Here is a 22,992-nt window from a genome sequence, read left to right on the forward strand (position 1 = left end):
AGCGTACCCCAATACATGCCGAAATAATGGATGTTTTCTGGGCGGTGCGAAGGTTTTGCGTATCGGATTCCGCTTGGCGATTTTTAGCACGGATCAAGCCTATTTCGTTCGATACAGAAGTCGCGCTGAAGCGGCGATGTCGGCGAATCGCGGGGTTATTGACGAAGTAAATCGTGCGCTTGACGCACGAGTGGAACCGTTTCACCACCTGGATGGCAATCCTTTTTCAATCCGGATGACTGGCGTGCGGGCCGCGCAAGGCCGGCTGGCCCGGTCCGGCGACCGGGCCACCGTCGCGCTGTCCGGTCGCGCGTGCCTCTTGCGCGAGGCGGCGGAACGCGGAATGATCGATCAGTTCGCCATGCAGCGCGGCGGGCGTCCGTGCACTTCCTTTCCTCACCTTTTACCAGCCATGTCCATCGATTACTCGCCGATTCCCTGTCCCGTCGTCGTGCCGCTCGACGCGATCCTGCCCGAAGAACCGCTGCTGATGATGGGGGCCGGCCCGGTTCCGATCCCGGCCGCCGTCGCGAAGGCGAACACGGTCGTGATCAACCACCTCGGCGCGACGATGGCGAAGATCATCGAGCAGGTGAAGGAGATGGCGCGCTACGTGTTCCAGACCCGCACGAAGTGGGTGCTCGGCGTCGCGGGCCCCGGTTCGGCCGCGATGGAAATGGCGATCTCGAACCTCGCATGGCGCGGGACGCGCGTGCTGTCGATCCGCAACGGCTTCTTCAGCGCGCGGATGGCCGAGATGGCCACGCGTGTCGGCGCCGACGTCGCGATGCTCGAAGTGGCCGACCGTGCGGTCGCCAGCCTCGACGAGATCGCGGACGCGATCGCGCGCGAGCGCCCCGAGATCGTCACGATCGTGCAGGGCGAGACGTCGAACACCGTATGGAACCGCGACCTGCGCGACATCGCGGCGCTCGCGAAGGCGGCCGGCGCGTTGGTCGTGGTCGACGCGGTGTGCACGCTGTCGACGATGCCGCTCGAGATGGATGCGTGGGGCATCGACGCGGTGATCACCGGCGGCCAGAAGGGGCTGTCGTCGATTCCGGGCGTATCGCTGATCGCGTTCTCCGACGCCGCGTGGAACCGCATGAAACAGCGTCCCGAGCCGAACGCGCACTGGTGCCTCGACATGGCGCTCGCGGAGAACTTCTGGCACAACGCGGGCTATCACTACACGGCACCCGTGTCGGGCGTGCTCGCGCTGCACGAAGCGCTGCGGCTCGTCTGCGCGGAAACGCTCGAAAGCCGCTTCGCGCGCCACCTGCGCTGCTCGCTCGCGCTGCAGGCGGGCGTCGAGTCGATGGGGCTCAAGCTCTATGCGCCGAAGGACTGCCGGCTCAATTCAGTGGTCGGGATCGAGACGCCGGAAGGGCTCACGCCGGGGATGGTCTGCGGCCATATCTCGAAGCAGTACCAGGTCGAGATTTCGGGCTCGTTCGGCTTGCCGATCGTACGGATCGGGCAGATGGGTGAGCAGTGTCGTGAGCACAACCTGTTCCGCACGCTGCATGCGTTCGGCCGCACGATGGTCGACCTGAAGGTGCCGGTCGACCTGCCGGCCGGCGTCGCGGCGCTCGAACAGGAACTGTCGCGGCGCGGCGCGTAAGCGGGAAAACGAGGAAAGGGGCCGCGCTCAGCGGCCTTGCATTGCGCGCCGGTACGTATTCGGCGTGGTGCCGTGCGCGTCGCGGAAGCGATGGCTGAAATGGCCGGCGTTCGCGTAGCCGCAGTCGGCCGCGATCTGCGCGAGCGGCAGCGCCGTCGTGCGCAGCAGCTCGCGTGCCCGCGCCAGCCGTTGCTCGGCCACCCATGCGTGCGGCGCACGGCCGAACGACAGCCGGAACATCCGCGAGAAGTGGTACTCGGACAGCGCGGCCACGTCGGCGAGTTCGCCGAGCGTCAGCGGTTGCGTCAGGTACGTGTCGATGTAGTCGCGCACGCGGCGGCGCACGGCCGGTGCGAGTCCGCCGCGGAACGACGTGTCGGTGCGGGTCGTGCTCTGCCCGCGCAGCAGCAGGCTCAGCACCTCGTGCGCGGTCTCGTTCACGCGCAGCCGTTCGTCGGCATCGTCCCAGCCGTCCAGCGCGAGCGAGCGCAGCAGCGCGGCGACGCGCGCATCCTCGAAATAGGTGCGGTCGGCGAGCTTCAGCTCGCGCGGCTCGCGGTCGAGTTCGCGGATCGCGCGCTGCGTGAAGTGTTCGGGCAGGAAATACAGGTGGATGAAGTGCATCTCGCCGCGCACCCACCAGCGCGATTCATGGTCGCCCGGCAGCGCGCACAGCAGGCTCGGCGCGCCGTAGCGCGGCACGCGCTGGCGTTCGGTCCGGTAGCCGCCGTCGAGGTAGCACGACAGCGTGTGGTGCCCCGGCTGCTCGTAGACCGTCTCGCTTTCGTCGGTGATCCGCGTCCATTCGGCGATCGCCAGATGGTCGCCGAGCCACGCGAAGCGTTCGAGCGTCGCGTTCGCGTCCGCGAGCGTGCGGCAGACCGACTGCAGGCCGAACGGCAGATCGCCGTCAGTCAGGGCGGCGGGGTGGTCGACGGGGGGCGCGGAGAGGGAGAGGCTCATGATGGGCCGAGTATAAGCGGGCGCGCGGCGCCGCGTGCGGCAGCCCGAAAAAGACCGCAATTCCGGACAATCGGCGCGCGCCGGGCGGGGGCATAGTCGGGATCCGTTTCACCTGCTTTTTGGATCGTTGCCGCCATGAACCTGTCGCTTTATTTCGTCACCGTGCTGATCTGGGGTACCACCTGGATCGCGATCAAGTGGCAGCTCGGCTCCGTGCCGCCGCCCGTGTCGATCGCATGGCGCTTCTGGCTCGCGGCCGCCGTGCTGTTCGCGCTGCTGCGCGTGATGCGCCGGCCGGTGCGCCCGCCGCGCGAAGCGTGGCGCTTTCTCCTGGCGCAGGGCTTCGCGCTGTTCTGCCTGAACTTCCTGTGCTTCTACTATTCGGAACAGGTCGTGCCGAGCGGCCTCGTCGCGGTGATCTTCTCGACCGCGCCGCTGCTGAACTCGATCAACGGCCGGCTGTTCATGGGCCGTCCGCTGCGGCCGTCGGCGATCGCCGGTGCGCTGCTCGGGCTGGCCGGTATCGCGTGCCTGTTCTGGCAGCAGATGGCCGGCCATCTCGACGACCATGCGACGTGGGTGGGGCTCGCGATCGCGTTTGCGGGCACGATGTGCTTCTCGATCGGCAACCTGTTGTCGAGCCGGATGCAGTCGATGGGGCTGCACCCGCTCGTGACCAACGGCTGGGCGATGCTGATCGGCGCGGCGATCCTGACCGTCGGCAGCGTGGTGGCCGGATTGCCGTTCACGCTCGACACGAGCCCGCGCTATCTCGGCGCGCTCGTCTACCTGGCCGTGCCCGGCTCGGTGATCGGCTTTACCGCGTATCTGACCCTCGTCGGCCGGATCGGGCCGGAGCGTGCCGCGTACTGCACGGTGCTGTTCCCGATCGTCGCGCTGGCCGTGTCGACGGTGTTCGAGGGCTACCAGTGGTCGCCGCTCGCGGTGGTCGGGCTGCTGCTGGTGGTGGCCGGCAACCTGGTCGCGTTCGACCTGACGCGTAGGTTGTTTCTCCGGGCCGCCTGACCGGCTTGCCCGCCGCACCGGCCCCGTCCGGATACAAAAACGCCCGCGCGATGCGGGCGTTTTTCATTTGGCGGCCGGCTGCGTGATATCCGCGACCGGCCTCCTTGCAACGAACGGCGCGATCAGGCCGCCGCGCCGCTTCCCTCGACCCGCGCCTGCCGCTGATACAGCACCATCGACAGCGCGACGCCCGCGGCAGCCGCCACCGCCGCGAACAGGAACACCTGCGGATAGCCGAACGCGCCCGCGACATAGCCGGCAAGCGGGCCCGTGATGCCGAGCGACAGGTCGAGGAACACCGAGTACGCGGACAGCGCCGCGCCACGGCTCGCGGGCGGCACGAGCGCGACGGCCTCGACGCCGAGCGCCGGGAAGATCAGTGCGAAGCCGAAGCCGGTCAGCGCGGCGCCGATCAGCGCGACGTGCGGCACGGGCGCGAGCCACAGCAGCACGAGGCCCGAGCATTCGAATGCGAACGACACGATCGCGACGCGGAAGCCGCCGTAGGTCTTGATCGTGTTCGCGAACAGCAGGCGCGCACCGATGAACAGCGTACCGAACACGGTCAGCGACAGTGCGGCGTTCGGCCAGTGGCGCGCCGCGTAGTACAGCGTGACGAAGGTTGCGATCGAGCCGAAGCCGGCCGAGCCGAGCGCGAGGCCGAGGCCGTGCGGCAGCACGCGCGTGAACACGCTCGCGTACGACATCCGCTCGCCGTGCACGAGCGGCACGGAGGCGATCAGCCGCGCGAGGTAGAAGCCGGTTGCGGCCAGCGCGATCACGATCACGCCGATCAGCGCCGGATTCAGCGTATGCGCGATCGCGACGCCGACCGGCGCGCCGAGCGCGAGCGCGCCGTAGGTCGCGATACCGTTCCACGAGATCACCTTCGCGTTGTGTGTGACGCCGACCCGGCCGATGCCCCACAGGATCGCACCGGTGCCGCACAGGCTTTCGCCGACGCCGAGCACGAGCCGGCTCGCGACCAGCAGCACGAGGCTCGCGACCGGCCAGTGCGCGAGCAGCAGCGCGACGAGCAGCAGCACGCCCGACACGCCGCAACCGACCAGCCCGCGCAGTACCGTCTGCTTCGGGCCGAGCGTATCGGCCAGGCGCCCGGCGAGCGGCCGCGACGCGAGCGTCGCGAAATACTGGACGCTGATCGCGCCGCCCGCGACGATCGCGGAAAAGCCGAGGTCGTCATGGACGAAGCCCGGCAGCACCGCGAGCGGCAGGCCGATGGTCAGGTAGCAGATGAACGTGAAGCAGACGACGGACACGATTTGCAGCGTGACCGCGAACCCGCTGCGCGGCGGTGTGGCGGAATCGGTTGACATGGGGTCGGAACGAATGAACGAAACGGACGGAGGACGGCGAAAAAGGGAATCGGGATTTTCCCATGGAACCGGTTTTCACGCAGGTACCATTTAGTTAATCGCGACCTGTTTTTGACGATGGCGGACGGTTGCGGGGGCGCAGGGAAGGGGCGGGGAGCGCCGTGTGGAAAGGCCGCCGGGCGGCCGCGGCGCTCATATCGCGGCAGTTATATGGGCCCCATGCGTGATGGGCTATGGGTTGCGGAATTTGATGGTGATAGCGTGCAAACTGTCAGAAAAACGTCGGTCGAGCGCACTGCGCGGGCCGCCTTGCCCCCCATTTGAAGAACCATCGAGACATGAGTGAGCCGATCCGCTTCTACCATCGTCACGCGATCCGCGAAGTCAGCGGCGCGGACGTTACCCGCACCGTGCTGCAATACCTGCGCGAGGACGCGCATTGCACCGGCACCAAGGAAGGCTGCGCGGAAGGCGACTGCGGCGCGTGCACGGTCGTCGTCGGCGAGCTGACCGATGCCGGCGCGGTCGAGTTCAAGGCCGTCAACGCATGCATCCAGTTCCTGCCGACGCTGGACGGCAAGGCGCTGCTCACGGTCGAGGACCTGCGTCAGCCGGACGGCGCGCTGCATCCGGTGCAGCAGGCGATGGTCGACTGCCACGGTTCGCAATGCGGGTTCTGCACGCCCGGCTTCGTGATGTCGATGTGGGCGCTGTACGAGAAGCACGGCCACGAAGGTTGCGGCAGCGCCGGCACGTGCGCGAAGGCGAAGGACGTGCCGACGCGCACCGAGATCGCCGATGCGCTGACCGGCAACCTGTGCCGCTGCACCGGCTATCGCCCGATCGTCGATGCGGCCGTGCAGATGTTCGATGCGCCCGCACCGTCGGCGCCGGTCGACACCGCCGCGCTGGCTCGCACACTCGCGTCGCTCAAGCGCGACGATACGTTCGACTACACGACGATCAACGGCGCGCGCTTCGCGGCGCCGCGCACGCTCGACGCACTGGCCGCGCTGAAGGTCGAGCGGCCCGACGCGCGCATTCTCGCGGGCAGCACCGACATCGGCCTGTGGGTCACCAAGCAGATGCGCCGGCTCGACGACCTGATCTACGTCGGCCAGATCGCCGAACTGCAGCGCCTCATGGAGCGCGGCGACTGGATCGAGATCGGCGCGGGCGTGACGGTCGAGAAGGCGTATGCGGCGCTGGCCGGCCAGTATCCGGAACTGACCGAGATGTGGAAGCGCTTCGCGTCGCTGCCGATCCGCAACGCGGGCACGATCGGCGGCAACGTCGCGAACGGCTCGCCGATCGGCGATTCGATGCCGGGCCTGATCGCGCTCGGCGCGCGCGTGGTGCTGCGCGGCGGCGACACGGTGCGCGAGCTGCCGCTCGAGGCACTGTACACGGGCTACCAGCAGAAGGACATGGCGCCGCACGAATTCGTCATCGGCCTGAAGGTGCCGACCCGCACCGGCGCGCGCGAGAAGCTGCAGTTCCGCACGTACAAGCTGTCGAAGCGGTTCGACTCCGACATCTCGGCCGTGTGCGCGGCGTTCGCGTTCATCGCGGACGGCGACACGATCCGCGAGCCGCGCATCGCGTTCGGCGGGATGGCCGCGACGCCGAAGCGTGCAACGCACACGGAAGCCGTGCTCGACGGCGCGCAGTGGCACGAAGCCACCGCACAGGCCGCGATGCAGGCGCTCGAGCGCGACTACCAGCCGCTGTCCGACATGCGCGCGACGAGCACGTACCGCCTCGATACCGCGAAGAACCTGATGTACCGATTCTGGCTGGAGACGCGCCCGCACGACCCGCTGCCGCCGCAAGCCCTGAATGTGCGTGAAGTGGCCGCCGAACTCGGCACCGACGCGGCGCGCGTCTGAAGACGGAGAACACCGAACATGAACCAGCAAGCAGAACCGTTCCTGAGCACCCTCGACCCGCAAGCCGACGCGGCGCAGGTCCACGTATCGCGCGCGCACGAATCCGCGCACCTGCACGTCAGCGGGCGTGCCACCTACACCGACGACATCCCGGTCGTCGCGGGCACGCTGCACGCGGCGCTCGGCCTGTCGGCGAAGCCGCACGCGAAGATCGTGTCGATGAACTTCGACGCGGTGCGCGCGACGCCGGGCGTGGTCGCCGTGTTCACGGCCGACGACATCCCGGGCGTCAACGATTGCGGCCCGATCATCCACGACGACCCGGTGCTCGCGAAGGGCATCGTGCAGTTCGTCGGCCAGCCGATGTTCATCGTCGTCGCGACGTCGCATGAAACCGCGCGGCTCGCCGCGCGCCGTGCGCAGGTCGACTACGAGGAGCTGCCGGCGATCCTCACCGCGCAGGAAGCGCGCGCGGCCGAAACCTACGTGATCCCGCCGCTGAAGCTCGCGCGCGGCGATGCGGCCGCGCGGCTCGCCGTCGCGCCGCACCGCGAGTCGGGCGAAATGCTGCTCGGCGGCCAGGAGCAGTTCTACCTCGAAGGGCAGATCGCGTACGCCGTGCCGAAGGACGACGACGGGATGCACGTGTACTGCTCGACGCAGCACCCGAGCGAGATGCAGCACCTCGTCGCGCACGTGCTCGGCGTCGCGTCGCACAACGTGCTCGTCGAATGCCGCCGGATGGGCGGCGGGTTCGGCGGCAAGGAATCGCAGTCGGGCCTGTTCGCCTGCTGCGCGGCGCTCGCGGCGTGGAAGCTGCTGTGCCCGGTGAAGCTGCGTCCGGACCGCGACGACGACATGATGATCACCGGCAAGCGGCACGACTTCCATTACCGCTTCGACGTCGGCTACGACGACGACGGCCGCATCGACGGCGTGGCGCTCGACATGACGTCGCGCTGCGGCTTCTCGGCCGACCTGTCGGGCCCGGTGATGACGCGCGCGGTGTGCCACTTCGACAACGCGTACTGGCTGGGCGACGTCGATATCGCCGGCTACTGCGGCAAGACCAACACGCAGTCGAACACCGCGTTCCGCGGCTTCGGCGGCCCGCAGGGTGCGTTCGCGATCGAGTACATCCTCGACGACGTCGCGCGTTCGCTCGATCGCGATCCGCTCGATGTCCGTTACGCGAACCTGTACGGCAAGACCGAACGCAACGTCACGCCGTACGGGCAGACGGTCGAGGACAACGTGCTGCAGGAGCTGCTCGGCGAACTCGAAACGACGAGCGACTACCGCGCGCGGCGTGCGGGCGTGCGCGAATTCAACGCACGCAACACGGTGCTGAAGAAGGGCATCGCGATCACGCCGGTGAAGTTCGGCATTGCGTTCAACGTCACGCACTTCAACCAGGCCGGCGCGCTGGTGCACATCTACACTGACGGCTCGGTGCTCGTGAACCACGGCGGCACGGAGATGGGGCAGGGGCTCAACACGAAGGTCGCGCAGGTCGTCGCGCACGAGCTCGGCATCCGCTTCGGCCGGATCCGCGTGACGGCGACCGACACCAGCAAGGTTGCGAACACGTCCGCGACGGCGGCGTCGACGGGCTCGGACCTGAACGGCAAGGCCGCGCAGGATGCGGCGCGCCAGTTGCGCGAGCGGCTCGCGGTGTTCGCGGCGAAGCAGTTCGGCGACGGCAAGGTCGATGCGGCCGACGTGAAGTTCGGCAACGACTTCGTGTGGGTCGGCGGCGCGAGCGTGCCGTTCGGCGAAGTGATCTCGAAGGCGTACCTCGCGCGCGTGCAGCTGTGGTCCGACGGCTTCTACGCGACGCCGAAGCTGTACTGGGATCAGTCGAAGCTGCAAGGCCGGCCGTTCTACTACTACTCGTACGGCGCGGCCGTGTCGGAAGTCGTGATCGACACGCTGACGGGCGAGATGCGCACGCTGCGTGTCGATGCGCTGCACGACGTGGGCGCATCACTGAACCCGGCGCTCGACGTCGGCCAGGTCGAAGGCGCGTTCATCCAGGGGATGGGCTGGCTCACGACCGAGGAGCTGTGGTGGAACAAGGGCGGCAAGCTGATGACGCATGCGCCGTCCACGTACAAGATCCCGACGGTGAACGACACGCCGCCGGAATTCAACGTGCTGCTGTTCAAGAACCGCAACGTCGAGGACAGCATCCACCGTTCGAAGGCCGTCGGCGAGCCGCCGCTGCTGCTGCCGTTCTCGGTGTTCTTCGCGGTGCGCGATGCCGTGGCTGCGGTCGGCGACTACAAGGTGAACCCGCCGCTCGACGCGCCGGCTACCGGCGAGTCGATCCTGCGTGCGGTCAGCGCGGTGCGTGCGGCGAAGGCAGGCTGAGATGAAACGGCCCCCGCGCTCACTTCGTTCACTGTCTACGGGAGTTGGCGCTTCAGCGCTTGCTCCTGTCCCATGCACGGCTCCCCCCGAGGGGGCGGTCAGCCTCCACGGGGCTGACCGGCGGAGACTGACATGAACGGCCCCGCACGCTCGCTCCGCACCGCGTCGCTCCCTGCGTTGGCGCAGGGCACCGGCCAGCGCAACCGCGCGACCGGCACGCCGGCGCCGATGCACATCGTGCTGTTCGGCGCCGGGCACGTCGGTCACGCGCTCGTTACGCTGCTCGGCGCGCTGCCGTGCGTCGTGCAGTGGGTCGATACGCGCGACGAGCTGTTCCCGGACGAATGTCCGCCGAACGTGCAGCCGGAGCCGACCGACACGCCGGAGGCTGTCGTCGACGCGGCGCCGCCCGGCGCGTACTTCCTCGTGATGACGCACAACCACGCGCTCGACTTCTCGCTCGCCGCGCAGATCATGCGGCGGCGCGACTACGCGTACTTCGGGATGATCGGCTCGCGTACCAAGCGCGTGAAGTTCGAGCGCCGGCTTGCGGCGCGCGGCGTCGATCCGGCGCGGCTCGTGGAGATGGTGTGCCCGATCGGTGTCGCGGGCATCGTCGACAAGGCGCCGGGCGCGATCGCGGTGGCCGTGTGCGCGGAGCTGCTGCAGGCGCGCTCGGGCATGCCGGTGGCCGACGCGAAGGCCGCCGCATCGGGGCGCGCGCGCGACGACGTGTCCTGCGCGCGGTAGCACCGCGGGGTCAGCGCAAGGCCGCGCGATTTTGCATACACTGCACGACGACGCGCGGCACCGGGCCGCGCCTTACCGTGCACGCACCATGTCCGATCACCAGGTTTATCTCGACACGCTCGATGCGAGCCTCGTCGCCATCGAGCGCTGGCTGTCCGGCGTCGATACCGCGCCCGAGGCGCTCGATACGCTGCTCGCCGCGTTTTCCGCCGAATTCACGATGATCCTGACCGACGGCCGCGAGGTCGACCGTGACGGTACGCGCGCGCTGTTCGCGAAGCTCGCCGGCGCGAAGCCGGGGCTGCGCATCGCGCTGTCGGACACCCGCGTGCTCGCGGCCGATGCGTCGCATGTGACCGTCACCTATCTCGAAGCGCAGCACGCGGCCTCGGGCGAACTGCCCGCGCGCCGTGCAACCGCCGTGTTCGAGCGCGACACGGCGGGCGTCGTGCGCTGGACCCATCTGCAGGAAACCTTCTGCACGGCCTGAGCGGCCGCGCCGCGTGTTGTGCCGCGGCTCAGCGCTTGCGGCTGCGGGGCACCGTCAACTCGTCGGACACGCTCTGCATCAGCGCGCACAGCCACGCGATGTCGGTCGGGCGGTCGGGCTGCGGATGCGTGAGCAGGTAGCTCTTGATGCGCGGAAACGGCACGGGCGGCGTGACGACCACGAGCGGCAGCAACTGCGCGTAGTGCGTCGCGAAGCGGCGCGTCGTCGTGAAGATCAGGTCCGACTGCAGCAGCACCTGCGGCACGATCCCGAAGTACGGCAGCGTCGTCACGATGCGTCGCGTGAGGCGTGCGCGTGCGAGGCCGATCTCGATCGCATTGCGCTTGTCGCCGGTGTACGGCGTCGGCGCGACGTGCGCGGCCGACGCGTACGCTTCGCGCGTGAGCGGCACGCGCGCGAGCGGGTGCGCATCGCGCATCAGGCACACGATCGTGTCGGAGAACAGGTCCTGGCGCGCGAACTGCGGGTCGGGCTTCGGCCAGTTGCCGATCACGAGATCGAGCGCGCCCGATTCGAGCGCGCCCGCGTGATCGAGTGCGGGATTCAGCGAATCGATTTCCAGATGGGCATGCGGCGCCGCGTCGCGAAAACGCTCGATCAGCGTCGGCATGAAGAAATCGTTCAGGTAATCGGGTGCGGCGACGCGGAACGTGCGTCGTGCGGACGACGGATCGAAGTCGCCGTGCGGCGTCGCGATGAAGTCGACCTCGCGCAGCGCGCGCTGCGCGGCTTCGAGCAGCGACGCGCCGTATTCGGTCGGCACCATTCCGGATTTGCCGCGCACGAGGATCGGGTCGTTCAGCGTCTCGCGCAGCTTGCGCAGCGCGGTGCTGATCGCGGGCTGGGTCTGGTTCAGCCGCAGCGCGGCCTGCGTGACGCTGCGCTCGAGCAGCAGCGTGCGCAACACGCGCACGAGCCAGATATCGAGCGAGGCGGTACGGTCGTCTTCTTCCATCGTAGGGGGTGATTCGGGGGAAGCGTAACCTTACCGCAGCCGCGCGTTGGCGTGCGTGATACCGGCCATCACAGCCGGCCCTTCGGCAGCGTGCTGATCCGCTTGACCTCGCGCGATTCGAGCCAGTTCGGCGTGCGCGCGCAGTACAGCACCATCGGCAGCGCGTCCTCGCCCCAGAACAGCTGCTGGTTCATCCAGAACGTCGGCACGCCGAACACGCCGAGCGCGATCGCATCGGCATTGTTGCGGGCCAGTTGCGCGGTGGTCTCCTCGAATTCGATCAGCTCGTCGCCATGACCGACGCCGACGCGCTCGCACAGTGCCGCGAAGCCTTCCGGTGTCGACGGATCGTTGCCGTCGCGCCAGATGAAGCGGAATATCTCCCGCACGGTCGCGATATCGGCGCGCAGCGCGATCGCGAGGCGCAGCAGCTTGTCCGATTCGAACGGGTGCGCGGGCGGCATCTTGAAGCGGATGCCGAGCTGCTCCGCGCGGAACAGCGCGTGACGGTACGTGAACACGCGCTTGGCCGGCACGTCGGCGCCGGAGCGCTGCCCCCAGTGACGCTGCAGGTCGGGCAGCGACACGGCGACGGGTTCGAACGGCACGTCGGGCCACTTGTCATGCTGTTCGAGGAGCAGGTAGGAGAACGGCGACACGAAGTCGAAGAACCAGGCAGGCTGGGCGGTATCGAGGCCGGTTGTCATGTCGATCTCCAGTGGGTGGGGCGTGCGGCGCCTGGCGGCGGCCTCCATGTTACGCGGCGGCACGCGCATGCGGCAATGATCGCGGATCGTCCGCTCACGCGGAACCGGGAGTCGCCCGAGGGGGATCGCCGGCCGGCGGCGCGGCTTCGGCACTTGCCTGCGGCGGGCCACCGGCGCCCGGCGGGCTGGCCGGCGTGTCCTGGTCGTGCGCGGTGAGCCGTTCGCGCACGAAGCCGATGTGCTCGCGCAGCACGTAGAACTGCCCGGCATAAGCCAGCGGCATCTTCATCCGGTTCACGGCTTCCTCGATGTCGTCGAGCTCGTCGAGCAACTGCACGCGCTCCTCGGCCGTGTGTTCGCCGAGCGCGCTGCGCTCGAGCGCGATCAGCGCACCGTACCAGCGATAGATGCGCGAGCGCACGCGCCAGCCGTACAGCGACGGCACGAGCCGCAGCCCGGGGATCAGCACGACGATCAGCGGCACGACCACGACGAGCAGCCGGTCGACGAGGCTCGCGACCCAGAACGGCAGCCGCCGGTACAGGAAGGTCTTCCCTGATTTGTAGTAGCGCGCGGCGTCGTCGGAGAGCTGGAAGCCGCGCGTGACGGGCGACGGGAATTCGCCCGCGTGCTGCAGGATCGTCGCGTGGCCGTGCACCTCGCGCGCGGCCTCGATCAGCAGGTCGGACAGTGCAGGGTGCAGCGAATCGCGCGCGACGAGTTCGATGGTCGGCGCAACCGTGTGGATGTCGGCGGGCGGGAGATTCTGACCGAGATCGTAGACGCCCATCGGCAGCGTGATCGCGGTCAGGTACGGAAAGCGCCGCGCGTACGCTTCCGCCTGCGTGAACGAATACACGTGCACGCCCGGCGCGCGGAACAGCTTCGCCATCACCGGGATCTGCGTCGAGTCGCCTGACAGGAAGGCCGCGTCGATCTTGCCGTCGAGCAGCGCGGTGGCCGCGTCCTCGCCGGCGGTCGGTAGCAGTTCGGTCGTGCCGCCCGGCACGATGCCGTTCATCTTCAGCAGGGCGAGGCTCAGCTCGCGTGCGCCGCTGCCTTCCGCGCCGAGCGCGAGCCGCTTGCCCTTGAAGTCGGACAGGCGCGCGACGACCGGGCCGCGATACATGATCGCGAGCGGCACGTAGCCGATGCTGCCGAGCGACACGAGGTGTTCGTCGCGCTCCTTCGGGCCGATGCCGCTCTGCACGAAGCCGACGTCGACCGGCGCGTTCGGGTTCGACAGCCGCGCGAGGTTCTGGGCGGACCCTTCGGACGACTGGACGTCGAGCGTGACGCCGTTCTTCGCCAGGATCGTCTTGTATTTCTGCGCGGCGTTCCAGTAGGTGCTGCCGGGCGGCCCGGACGAGATCACGAGCGTGGACGGCGGTGCCGGCTGGATCAGCTTGACCGCGAGCCAGACGGCCGCGATGGCGAGCAGCACGGTCGGGCCGATCGACAGCGCGAGGTCGCGCCACGACACCGCGACGAAGCGGGCGAGGATGCGGCGAGGCGGGCGAGGGCGGGCTGGCTTCATGGGGGTGACGGATGACGCTGGCGTGACGGATCGGTGACGGTCGGACGGCTGTCATGGACGATGCCGATGCTCGCGGCGATGGTACCCGGTTTCGCCATGGGTGCGCGAGTGGGGCGGCCTGGCGCTGCCCGGCGGCGACAGTGGCGGGCGGCCCCGCGTCAAAAGCTTTGCGCTTCCGCGGGCGCTGGATTACATTGTGCGACGCAGCCGCGCCCGATTTGCGCGCGACCCGGCACGCAACAGACCGGGCGCGTCCGGCCGGCGGCTGTCCGGCCCGGTCGGCCCGCTTTCGCGTGCGCCGACCGCCAGCCCGCCTTGCCTCTCTCGTATCGCCGTGGAAAACACCGGCTGTCCCGCCCGTTCGCGCGCGGGCCGGCTGCTTTTGGGGGTAATCGGCCGTACTGTGCACGGCCGTTCCGGAGTGATAAGGAGATAGCATGAAGTCGATCGTGTTGAGAGCGTTGGGCGTCGCCGCCGTGGCGGCCTGTCTGTCGGGCAGCGTGTATGCGCAGTCGAGCGATGCCGCGGCAACGGAAGCGCCCGCGGCCGCGACCAGCGCGCCGAAGGCCGCCGCGAAAACCGCGAAGAAGGCGAACCGCAAGCTCGGCTACGCGGTGCGCAAGGCGATTTCGAAGGAATCGGGCGAGAACGTGTCGAACCTCGTCGTGCGCTCGAAGGGTGGCGCGATCACGCTGGAAGGCACGATGCCGGCCCAGGATCAGATCGACAAGGCCGAAGCCGCAGCCAAGGGCGTGAAGGGCGTCACGTCGGTCACGAACAAGCTGACGGTTCAGCAGCAGTAATGCCGGGCAGCGGCGCGCGAGCGCCGCATGTGCCCGTTTTCAGGCGGGCCCCGGCGTGCCGGGGCCCGTTTGCGCTTGAGAGGCCGCAAGCCGCATGAAGCGGCGGCGGACCGATAACGATATCGAGAGGGCGGCGATGACGAGGCTCGGGTGGGGCAGGCGGATGGTTTTCGGCGCGGCGCTGGCCGCGGTCGCGATACTCGGCGCCTGTAACGGCGACGAGTCGGCCGAGCGCAACCGGTTGCCCGGTTTCGTGTCCGGCAGCGTGCGCACGACAGCCTATGACGGCGCGAGCGACGACCTGCTCACGGCCGGCCTCGGCAAGACGGGCCTCGGCTCGGCGAGCGCCCCCGGCTTTGCGAATGCCGCCCGCCCGACGAGCGCCGAGCTGCGCCGTCTCGCGATCTGGTCGAACTACCGCGCGCTCGTCGACATGAGCGCAAACGGCGGCTACGGCCGCTTCTGGGGGCCTAACGTCGACCTCGACGGCAACGACACGCTCGGCGAAGGCAAGATCCCCGGCACCGAATATCTCGCGTACTCCGACGATGGCAGCGGTAGCAAGAACGTCACGCTGCTCGTGCAGGTGCCCGCCGGCTTCAATCCCGCGCAGCCGTGCATCGTCACCGCGACGTCGTCGGGCTCGCGCGGCGTGTACGGCGCGATTTCCGCAGCCGGCGAATGGGCGCTCAAGCGCGGCTGCGCGGTTGCCTACAACGACAAGGGCGGTGGCAACGGCGCGCACGAACTCATGTCGGACACCATCACGCTGATCGACGGCACGCTCGCCAACGCGGTGCTGGCCGGCACCTCGAGCCTGTTCACCGCGAACGTCACCAGCGGCGATCTCGCGACGTTCAATTCCCGCTTCCCGAACCGCTATGCGTTCAAGCACGCGCATTCGCAGCAGAATCCCGAGCAGGACTGGGGGCACGTGACGCTGCAGTCGGTCGAGTTCGCGTACTGGGCGCTCAACGAGCAGTTCGGACCGCTGATCGACGGTTCGCGTCACGGCGTGCGCTATCGCGCGGGCGACATCATGACGATTGCCGCGTCGGTCAGCAACGGCGGCGGCGCGTCGCTCGCGGCGGCCGAGCAGGACACCCGCGGCTGGATCACCGCGGTCGTGGTCGGCGAGCCGCAGATCAACGTGCGGATGGCGCCGAACGTGGTCGTGCGCTCGGGCGGCCAGCCCGTGCCGTCGTTCGGCCGGCCGCTGGCCGACTACGCGACGCTCGCGAACCTGCTGGAGCCGTGTGCGGCCGCGTCGGCGTCGCTCGCCGGCGCACCGTACCTGAGCGCGCTGCCGGTGGCGACCACGCAGTCGATCCGCACCCAGCGCTGCGCGACGCTCGCCGCGGCCGGGCTCGTGTCGGGCGCCGATACGCAAAGCCAGGCCGCCGACGCGCTCGCGCAGCTCCACGCGGCCGGCTACCTCGCCGATTCCGACCTGCTGCAGGCGCCGATGTGGGATTCGCAGGCGATTCCGGCGATCGCGGTGACCTATGCGAACGCGTACACGCGCTCGCGCGTCACCGACAACCTGTGCAATTTCAGCTTTGCGACCACGAACCCGGCGACCGGCGCCGTCGCCGCGCCCGCCACGTCGCCGATGCCGGCCGTGTTCGGCGTCGGCAACGGCGTGCCGCCGACGGCCGGCATCGACCTCGTGTTCAACACGGGCGCGGGTGTCGACCACCGGCTCGCGACGCCCGATGCAAGCTTTGCGGGCGCGCTGTGCCTGCGCCAGCTCTGGACCAACGGGATGCTCGGCATGCCCGCGAACGTCGACGCGGTGCGCGTGAACGCGAACCTGCAGGGCAAGCCGGCGATCATCGTGCAAGGCCGCAGCGATTCGCTCGTGCCCGTGAACCACGCGTCGCGCGCATACGTCGCGCAGAACGGCATCAGCGAAGCCGGGCGTAGCCAGCTCGTGTTCTACGAGGTGACGAACGGCCAGCACTTCGACGCGTTCCTGCCGGTGCCGGGCTTCGACACGCGCTTCGTGCCGGTCCATTACTACAACCTGCAGGCGCTGAACCTGATGTGGAAGCACCTGAAGAACGGTGCGCCGCTGCCGCCGTCGCAGGTGATCCGCACGGTGCCGCGCGGCGGCACGCCGGGCGCCGCGCCTGCGCTGACGAGCGCGAACCTGCCGCCGATCTCGGCCGCGCCGGGCGCGAACGCGATCACGGTCGGCGCCGGGGCGATCGACGTGCCGCTCTGACGGCGCCCGCCGCGCTGCCTTCACGAAGCCGGACAGCCGTCCGGCTTTTTCTTTTGGCCGGTCTGGAATCGGTCCCGAACTGCCTTTTATCGGAATGGCGAGCGCCGTAACAAATTATTACTTTACGGCGGTAAATCGGGACCCTAATATGCGCCGGTATTTTCACTTAATTTAATAAATTCCAGATACGAGATATTTCTTTCCGTTTAGTTAATCGATCCTTTCGATTTTATTAAATCGGCTCGAGTCGCGATTGATCGTCGTTTTGCGATTAATCGGTATCTCGCCGAGGGGGATTGTTCGTCTGTTCGAAGCGAGGCGCCCTTGTCAGGCCGGCCTCGCGGGGCATGCTTTTGCCGTCGATTTTGTGCGTATGCAAATACGCGGAATGAATTTGTATTGCTGCGGATTATTGAATTGTCGTTCGCAATGGAATTGATTCCATTGTGCAGTCGCAAAAATATGGGTGGGGTAAATCATGCCGGTCGGTATTCGCCGATCCGGTAAAAAACTCGGAGTGCGTCGCATAACGAATGCATTCCCGGTGCGGAGCGCCGGCGCAAATGATCCTTTGCGACCGGCGGTATTTATCGTTCTGTTCGAGAGGCAATAATGACGACACGGAAGTCCTTGAAAGACGGTTTCGCGCTATTCGGAACGACACTGAGCGTGCCGCTCGCTGCAGCCGCGGCCGCCGCGCTGCTCGTCACGGGGTGCGGTGGCGACGACGGGTCGGGCCCGGCCGCTTCGGCCGCCGCCGCGGCCGCGACGTCGGCCGGCGCCAGCACGTCGGCCAACACCAACGCAACGGCCGCCGCGGCCGACCAGCCTTACGTCGACAACGACGTGTACGGCACCGGGCCGAACGACGCGGTCACGGATTCCACGGAAGGGGCGGCTGTCGTGCACCGCACGGTCACGATCGGCGGCAAGACCATCAAGTACACGGCTACCACGGGCCACCTGACGACGATCGATCCGACCACGTCGGCGCCGAACGCGAAGATGTTCTACGTCGCGTACACGCAGGACAATCCGGACCCGTCGAAGCCGCGCCCGGTCACGTTCTTCTACAACGGCGGCCCGGGCTCGTCGTCGGTCTACCTGCTGCTCGGCTCGTACGGGCCGAAGCGCCTGCAGTCGTCGTTCCCGAACTTCACGCCGCCCGCGCCGTACAAGCTGCTCGACAACCCGGACAGCCTGCTCGACCGCACCGACCTCGTGTTCATCAACCCGGTCGGCACCGGTTACTCGACGGCGATCGCCCCGGCGAAGAACAAGGACTTCTGGGGCACCGACCAGGACGCCCGCTCGATCGACCGCTTCATCCAGCGCTACCTGACCAAGTACTCGCGCTGGAATTCGCCGAAGTTCCTGTACGGCGAGTCGTACGGCACCGCGCGCAGCGCAGTCGTGTCGTGGGTGCTGCATGAAGACGGCATCGACCTGAACGGGATCACGCTGCAGTCGTCGATCCTCGACTACGCGAACGCGCTGTCCGCGCCGGGCACGTTCCCGACGCTCGCGGCCGACGCGTTCTACTGGAAGAAGACGACGCTCAACCCGACGCCGACCGATCTCGACGCGTACATGATCCAGGCCCGCAACTATGCGGACAACACGCTCGCGCCGCTCGCGCAGAAGCCGAACCCGCAGGACGGCGGCTTCGTGAACGTGCGCCTGAACCTGAACCTTCAGACCGCGCAGCAGATGGGCTCGTACATCGGCACGGATCCGACGTCGCTGATCCAGACGTTCGGCAACCCGGCCGCGCTCGGCAACGTGCCGTCGTCGGATGACAACCCGCCGTACACGTTCTTCCTGACGCTCGTGCCGGGCACGCAGATCGGCCAGTACGACGGTCGCGCGAACTTCACGGGCAAGGGCATCGCGCCGTACATCCTGCCGAACTCGGGCAGCAACGATCCGTCGATCACGAACGTCGGCGGCGCGTACACGGTGCTGTGGAACAGCTATATCAACACCGACCTCAAGTACACGTCGACGTCGTCGTTCGTGGACCTGAACGACCAGGTCTTCAACAACTGGGACTTCAGCCACACGGACCCGACCGGCGCGAACAAGGGCGGCGGCAATACGCTGTACACGGCCGGCGACCTGGCGTCGACGATGAGCGTGAACCCGGACCTGAAGGTGCTGTCGGCCAACGGCTATTTCGACGCCGTCACGCCGTTCCACCAGACGGAGCTGACGCTCGCGCAGATGCCGCTCGACCCGACGCTCAAGGCGCAGAACCTGACGATCAAGAACTACCCGTCGGGCCACATGATCTACCTGAACGACGCGTCGCGGACCGCGCTGAAGGGCGATCTCGCCAACTTCTACGACGGCATCCTGGCCAACCGCACTGCGCTGCAGCGCGTGCTGAAGCTGCAGATGCGCACGCAGCAGCTCAAGCAGCAGAAGTTGCAGCAGCAGGGGCAGTAAGCGACGGGGGCAGCTTGCGCCGCCTGTCATGACGTAAAGGTGTCGCCGGGTCACGTGCGCCCGCTTTTCGCGTGACGTATGTCGACGTCGATGCCGTTGTCCTCAACGATGCCCCGGGAGCCATGGACTTCCGGGGCATCGTCTTTTCCGAGGAGACGTGGCGCGTGGAAGCCACCCGTGACGGCATTGCGGAATCCTTGAAGAGGGGATGAACAGCCCTCTATTGAGGATTGGCCGGAAATTCAGGCGGTGACGTTCGGTTCCCGAGCGGGACGAGTTGTTCGCCAGGGGTGAGGTCGATCAGTACCCGGCGGGGCGCTCGCGCCGCTTACGCCAGCACGAGCCGGATGCCGACCGCGACGAGCGTCGCGGCGAGCAGGTTGCGCAGCAGCCGCTCCGGCGCGCGCGCCGACAGCAGGCTGCCGAGCACGATGCCGGGCAGCGAGCCGAGCAGCAGCGACAGCAGCATTGACCAGTCGACCGAGCCGAGCAGCCAGTGGCCCATGCCCGCGACGAGCGTGAGCGGCACCGCGTGCGCGATGTCGGAGCCGACGATGCGGGTCGTTGCAAGCGCCGGATAAAGCAGCAGGAGCACGGTCACGCCGATCGCGCCGGCGCCGACCGACGTCATCGACACGAGCACGCCGAGCACGGCGCCCGTCAGCACGGTCGACCACAGCGTGCGCGCGGGGCTCGGCGCGAGCGGGTTGCGCGCGGCGAATGCGGTGAGCTGCGGCCGGAAGATCAGCGCGAGCGACGTGAGCAGCAGCGCGACGCCGAGCACGAGCTGGATCATCCGCGCGGTGCCCGGCGAGTTCATCCCGTGCGTATGCAGCCACCACAGCGTGACGGCCGCGGCCGGGACACTGCCCGCCGCGAGCCGGCCCGTGATGCGCCAGTCGATCGAGCCTTTCAGGCCGTGGACGAGCGTGCCGGTGGCCTTGGTCGCGGCCGCGTACAGCAGGTCGGTGCCGACCGCCGTTGCGGGGTGGACGCCGAACAGCAGCACGAGGATCGGCGTCATCAACGAACCACCGCCAACGCCCGTCAGGCCGACGAGGATGCCGACGAACAGGCCGGACAACGAGTACAGCAGATCGATATGGGGAAGCGACATCGGAAGCAGGCGGTTATGCGGCGACGGTGATGGGATGTTCGGCGGCGGCGCGTGGCCGCGGCGCGCGCGTCAAAGTCCGCCATTGTCGCAAATGTGGCGGGTCGATGTACGACTGCGTTAAAAATCGCTGGGGAAAGCCCGTGGGGTGGGCAACCGGCCTGAAGTCAAACGGGCGTTTGAGCGGAGCGGGGGCATCGCGGCCGTCGTCGGCGCGACCGATCGGCCCGAAATGCCCGATGAACCGAGCGCGGGTGCCGGGCCAGGCACGCGTAAAAAAGGGCGCGACGATGCGCGCCCTGGTTCGATAGCGACGGCGGACGCCGCCAGCCGCCGGCTACCGGTCAGTGCATCGCGGGGCCGACGCCTTCGACCGCTCCCTGCCGCCGGATGCGCAGCGCGAGGCCGATCAGCGCGGCGGCGGCAGCGAATGCCGCGCCGAACGCGAAGGCCGCATGGTAGCCGCCGTTCAGCGCGTCGAGCGGCGCGGCGTTCGCGGCCGCGAGTGCATCGGTGCGGGCGGCGGCGAGGCTCGCGAGCACGGCGAGGCCGAGTGCGCCGCCCATCATGAACGCGGTGTTGACGATCCCCGACGCGAGCCCGGAATCCGCCGGATCGACGTCGCTCATCGCGGCGAGCAGCATCGGATTGAACGCGACGCCCGCGCCGATGCCGAGCAGCGTCATGCCGGGCAGCACGTGCCAGACGAAGCCGCCGTCCACCGGTGCGCGCGAGAACAGCGCGAGGCCGCAGGCCGCGATCAGCAGGCCGGCGGCGATCGGGCCGCGGATCCCGAAGCGCATCACGATGCGTGCCGACAGCCCGAGCGAGAACACGGCCATGATCAGGTTCGCCGGCAGGAACGCGAGGCCGACCTGCAGCGGCCCGTAGCCGAGCACGCGCTGCATGTACAGCGCGGACAGGAAGAACCACGCGAACATCGCGGCCGCCCACAGCACGGCGATCACGTTCGCGAGCGCGACGTTGCGCGAGGCGAACAGCGAGAGCGGCATCAGCGGATGCGCGGCGCGCGCCTCGATCGCGATGAACAGCGCGAGCAGCACGACGGCCGCGCCGATCAGTGAAACGGTCTGCGTCGACAGCCAGCCGGCCTCGTTGCCGCCGACGATCCCGTAGACGGCCAGCATCAGCGATGCAGTGACGGTGATCGCACCCGCGACGTCGAGCCGCGCGGTGCCGGCCGGCGCGCGCAGGCGCGGCAGCAGCGCGACGCACATCGCATAGACCGCGATGCCGATCGGCAGGTTGACGAGGAAGATCCAGTGCCACGACAGCGAGCTCGTCAGCAGCCCGCCGAGCAGCACGCCGATGCTGCCGCCGCCGGCGCAGACGAAGCCGTACACGCCCATCGCGCGGGCGCGCTCGCCGGGCTCGGTGAAGAGATTCATGATCAGCGACAGCGCGACGGCCGATACGACTGCACCGCCGATCCCCTGCACCGCGCGCGCGGCGATCAGCATCGTCTGCGACTGCGCGAGGCCGCACGCAAGCGATGCGAGCGTGAAGACGACGAGGCCGGCGAGGAACATGCGCCGCTGGCCGTACAGGTCGCCGAGCCGTCCGCCGAGCAGCAGGCAGCCGCCGAACGTCAGCAGGTACGCGTTGACGACCCACACGAGGGCCGTCTCGGTGAAGTGGAGGTCGGTGCTGATCGACGGCAGTGCAACGTTCACGATCGTGCTGTCGAGCACGATCATCAGCACGCCGAGGCAGAGGACGATCAGCGCGTACCAGCGCTTCTCGCCGTGAATCCCGTGGGTCATGGGCTTGCAGCCTTCTGATAGTTATTTGAAAGGATGCATTGTAGGCCCCATCGCTGCGGGCTTCCTGCCGGTTTGTGGCAGCAGCGATGCGTAGTCGCGCGTCCGGGCAGGACGCGCGTGACGGTGGATGCGACGGGTGTTACGAGCGAGCCGGCAGCGCGCAGCCATCGGGGCCGCAGGCGGCCGCGTCGCTGCCGTCGAGTTCGACGATGCCGTCGCGCCATGCCTGGTCGAGCGCCTGCGCGAACGCGTCGGCCGGCTGCGCACCCGACACCGCATAGCGGCCACCGAACACGAACAGCGGCACGCCGCGACCGCCGATCTGCGCGGCGCGCGCGGCGTCGGCTTCGACTTCGTTGCGGTACAGGTCGCTGCGCAGCACGGCGTCGACCGCCGAGCGCTCGAGCCCGGCTTCGACCGCGAATTCGGTCAGCTCGGCGTGATCGAACAGCGAGCCGTGCTCGCAGAAATACGCACGGTACAGCCGCTCGGTCAGCGCGTGTGCGCGGCCCGTCGCTTCCGCGAGCTTCACGAGCCGGTGGCCGTCGAGCGTATCGCCGACGAGCGTGCCGGGCAGGTCGTAGCGCAGCCCGACGCTCGCAGCCGCATCGGTCACCTGGCGCAGCATCTGGTCGACCTGCGCGGGCGACATCCGGTACTTGCCGGCCAGCATCGCCTCGACCGGCTCGACGGGCTGGCCGGGCATCAGCCGGTACGCGCGCAGCGCGACGTCGACGCGGTCGGCGTGCGCGAACGCGGCGAGCGCCTCGTCGAAGCGGCGCTTGCCGATCCAGCACCACGGGCAGATCAGGTCGGACCAGATTTCAACGGTCAGGGTCGGGCGGGCAGTCGGGGCGGGAGCGGTCGTCATGGGCGGTTCCGGGCAGCAAAAAAGTGTAACCGGGACTATATCATTTTGTGCTTCGGCGCTTCGTCTTGGCCGG

Annotated in this window: 17 protein-coding genes; 9 read left to right on the top strand and 8 right to left on the bottom strand. The window is 68.4% G+C overall.

Annotated elements, in window-relative coordinates:
- The first annotated feature begins 412 nt into the window (after positions 1–412).
- Positions 413–1,624: a pyridoxal-phosphate-dependent aminotransferase family protein gene (locus BCEP18194_RS09675; RefSeq protein ID WP_011351102.1), complete on the top strand. Its 1,212-nt coding sequence runs from the start codon at positions 413–415 to the stop codon at positions 1,622–1,624.
- Positions 1,625–1,651: 27 nt separating this feature from the next.
- Here BCEP18194_RS09675 and BCEP18194_RS09680 read toward each other — a convergent pair whose 3' ends face one another.
- A complete protein-coding gene (locus tag BCEP18194_RS09680; RefSeq protein ID WP_011351103.1) occupies positions 1,652–2,587 on the bottom strand; it encodes a helix-turn-helix domain-containing protein in 936 nt (311 codons plus the stop codon).
- Positions 2,588–2,722: 135 nt separating this feature from the next.
- Between BCEP18194_RS09680 and BCEP18194_RS09685 the strand changes: the two genes are divergently transcribed.
- Positions 2,723–3,613 carry a DMT family transporter gene (locus tag BCEP18194_RS09685; protein WP_011351104.1) on the top strand — a complete coding sequence of 297 codons (891 nt, stop codon included), beginning with the start codon at positions 2,723–2,725 and terminating at the stop codon, positions 3,611–3,613.
- 122 nt (positions 3,614–3,735) lie between these two features.
- Here the strand turns inward: BCEP18194_RS09685 and BCEP18194_RS09690 are convergent, their stop codons facing one another.
- A complete protein-coding gene (locus tag BCEP18194_RS09690; RefSeq protein WP_011351105.1) occupies positions 3,736–4,950 on the bottom strand; it encodes an MFS transporter in 1,215 nt (404 codons plus the stop codon).
- A gap of 338 nt (positions 4,951–5,288) precedes the next feature.
- Here BCEP18194_RS09690 and xdhA point away from each other — a divergent pair, with 338 nt between their 5' ends.
- The 4 genes from xdhA (at position 5,289) to BCEP18194_RS09710 (ending at position 10,452) form a co-directional block, all read left to right on the top strand.
- Positions 5,289–6,839, top strand: coding sequence for a xanthine dehydrogenase small subunit (gene xdhA / locus BCEP18194_RS09695; RefSeq protein ID WP_011351106.1), 1,551 nt, complete (start codon positions 5,289–5,291; stop codon positions 6,837–6,839).
- Between the two features lie 18 nt (positions 6,840–6,857).
- Positions 6,858–9,212 (top strand): xanthine dehydrogenase molybdopterin binding subunit, encoded by a 2,355-nt coding sequence (gene xdhB / locus BCEP18194_RS09700; protein ID WP_011351107.1) that lies wholly within the window; start codon positions 6,858–6,860, stop codon positions 9,210–9,212.
- A gap of 132 nt (positions 9,213–9,344) precedes the next feature.
- Complete coding sequence (xdhC, locus tag BCEP18194_RS09705) at positions 9,345–9,962, top strand: xanthine dehydrogenase accessory protein XdhC (RefSeq protein ID WP_011351108.1); 618 nt, start codon at positions 9,345–9,347, stop codon at positions 9,960–9,962.
- 88 nt (positions 9,963–10,050) lie between these two features.
- Positions 10,051–10,452: a nuclear transport factor 2 family protein gene (locus BCEP18194_RS09710; protein WP_041493017.1), complete on the top strand. Its 402-nt coding sequence runs from the start codon at positions 10,051–10,053 to the stop codon at positions 10,450–10,452.
- 28 nt (positions 10,453–10,480) lie between these two features.
- Here BCEP18194_RS09710 and BCEP18194_RS09715 read toward each other — a convergent pair whose 3' ends face one another.
- The 3 genes from BCEP18194_RS09715 to BCEP18194_RS09725 form a co-directional block, all read right to left on the bottom strand.
- Entirely contained in the window at positions 10,481–11,428 is a 948-nt protein-coding gene (locus BCEP18194_RS09715) for a LysR family transcriptional regulator (protein ID WP_011351110.1), read from the bottom strand.
- A gap of 68 nt (positions 11,429–11,496) precedes the next feature.
- The gene (locus BCEP18194_RS09720) at positions 11,497–12,135 is read right to left on the bottom strand and encodes a 2-hydroxychromene-2-carboxylate isomerase (protein ID WP_011351111.1); all 639 of its coding nucleotides are present in this window, start codon (positions 12,133–12,135) and stop codon (positions 11,497–11,499) included.
- A gap of 94 nt (positions 12,136–12,229) precedes the next feature.
- Positions 12,230–13,672: a TAXI family TRAP transporter solute-binding subunit gene (locus BCEP18194_RS09725; RefSeq protein ID WP_011351112.1), complete on the bottom strand. Its 1,443-nt coding sequence runs from the start codon at positions 13,670–13,672 to the stop codon at positions 12,230–12,232.
- Between the two features lie 437 nt (positions 13,673–14,109).
- Here BCEP18194_RS09725 and BCEP18194_RS09730 point away from each other — a divergent pair, with 437 nt between their 5' ends.
- The 3 genes from BCEP18194_RS09730 to BCEP18194_RS09740 all read left to right on the top strand — a co-directional run bounded on the left by BCEP18194_RS09730 (position 14,110) and on the right by BCEP18194_RS09740 (position 19,150).
- On the top strand, positions 14,110–14,475 hold the full coding sequence (locus tag BCEP18194_RS09730; protein WP_011351113.1) for a BON domain-containing protein: 366 nt from the start codon (positions 14,110–14,112) through the stop codon (positions 14,473–14,475).
- Between the two features lie 136 nt (positions 14,476–14,611).
- Positions 14,612–16,702, top strand: coding sequence for a D-(-)-3-hydroxybutyrate oligomer hydrolase (locus BCEP18194_RS09735; protein WP_011351114.1), 2,091 nt, complete (start codon positions 14,612–14,614; stop codon positions 16,700–16,702).
- Between the two features lie 612 nt (positions 16,703–17,314).
- Positions 17,315–19,150, top strand: a complete 1,836-nt coding sequence (locus BCEP18194_RS09740; RefSeq protein WP_011351115.1) for a S10 family peptidase — start codon at positions 17,315–17,317, stop codon at positions 19,148–19,150.
- Between the two features lie 328 nt (positions 19,151–19,478).
- Here BCEP18194_RS09740 and BCEP18194_RS09745 read toward each other — a convergent pair whose 3' ends face one another.
- The 3 genes from BCEP18194_RS09745 to BCEP18194_RS09755 all read right to left on the bottom strand — a co-directional run bounded on the left by BCEP18194_RS09745 (position 19,479) and on the right by BCEP18194_RS09755 (position 22,919).
- Positions 19,479–20,267: a sulfite exporter TauE/SafE family protein gene (locus tag BCEP18194_RS09745; protein WP_011351116.1), complete on the bottom strand. Its 789-nt coding sequence runs from the start codon at positions 20,265–20,267 to the stop codon at positions 19,479–19,481.
- A gap of 341 nt (positions 20,268–20,608) precedes the next feature.
- Positions 20,609–22,048, bottom strand: a complete 1,440-nt coding sequence (locus BCEP18194_RS09750) for a DHA2 family efflux MFS transporter permease subunit (RefSeq protein ID WP_011351117.1) — start codon at positions 22,046–22,048, stop codon at positions 20,609–20,611.
- Between the two features lie 139 nt (positions 22,049–22,187).
- Positions 22,188–22,919 (bottom strand): DsbA family oxidoreductase, encoded by a 732-nt coding sequence (locus BCEP18194_RS09755; protein ID WP_041492751.1) that lies wholly within the window; start codon positions 22,917–22,919, stop codon positions 22,188–22,190.
- Positions 22,920–22,992: the final 73 nt, after the last annotated feature.

The sequence above is a fragment of the Burkholderia lata genome, assembly GCF_000012945.1.
Classification (GTDB): Bacteria; Pseudomonadota; Gammaproteobacteria; order Burkholderiales; family Burkholderiaceae; genus Burkholderia; species Burkholderia lata.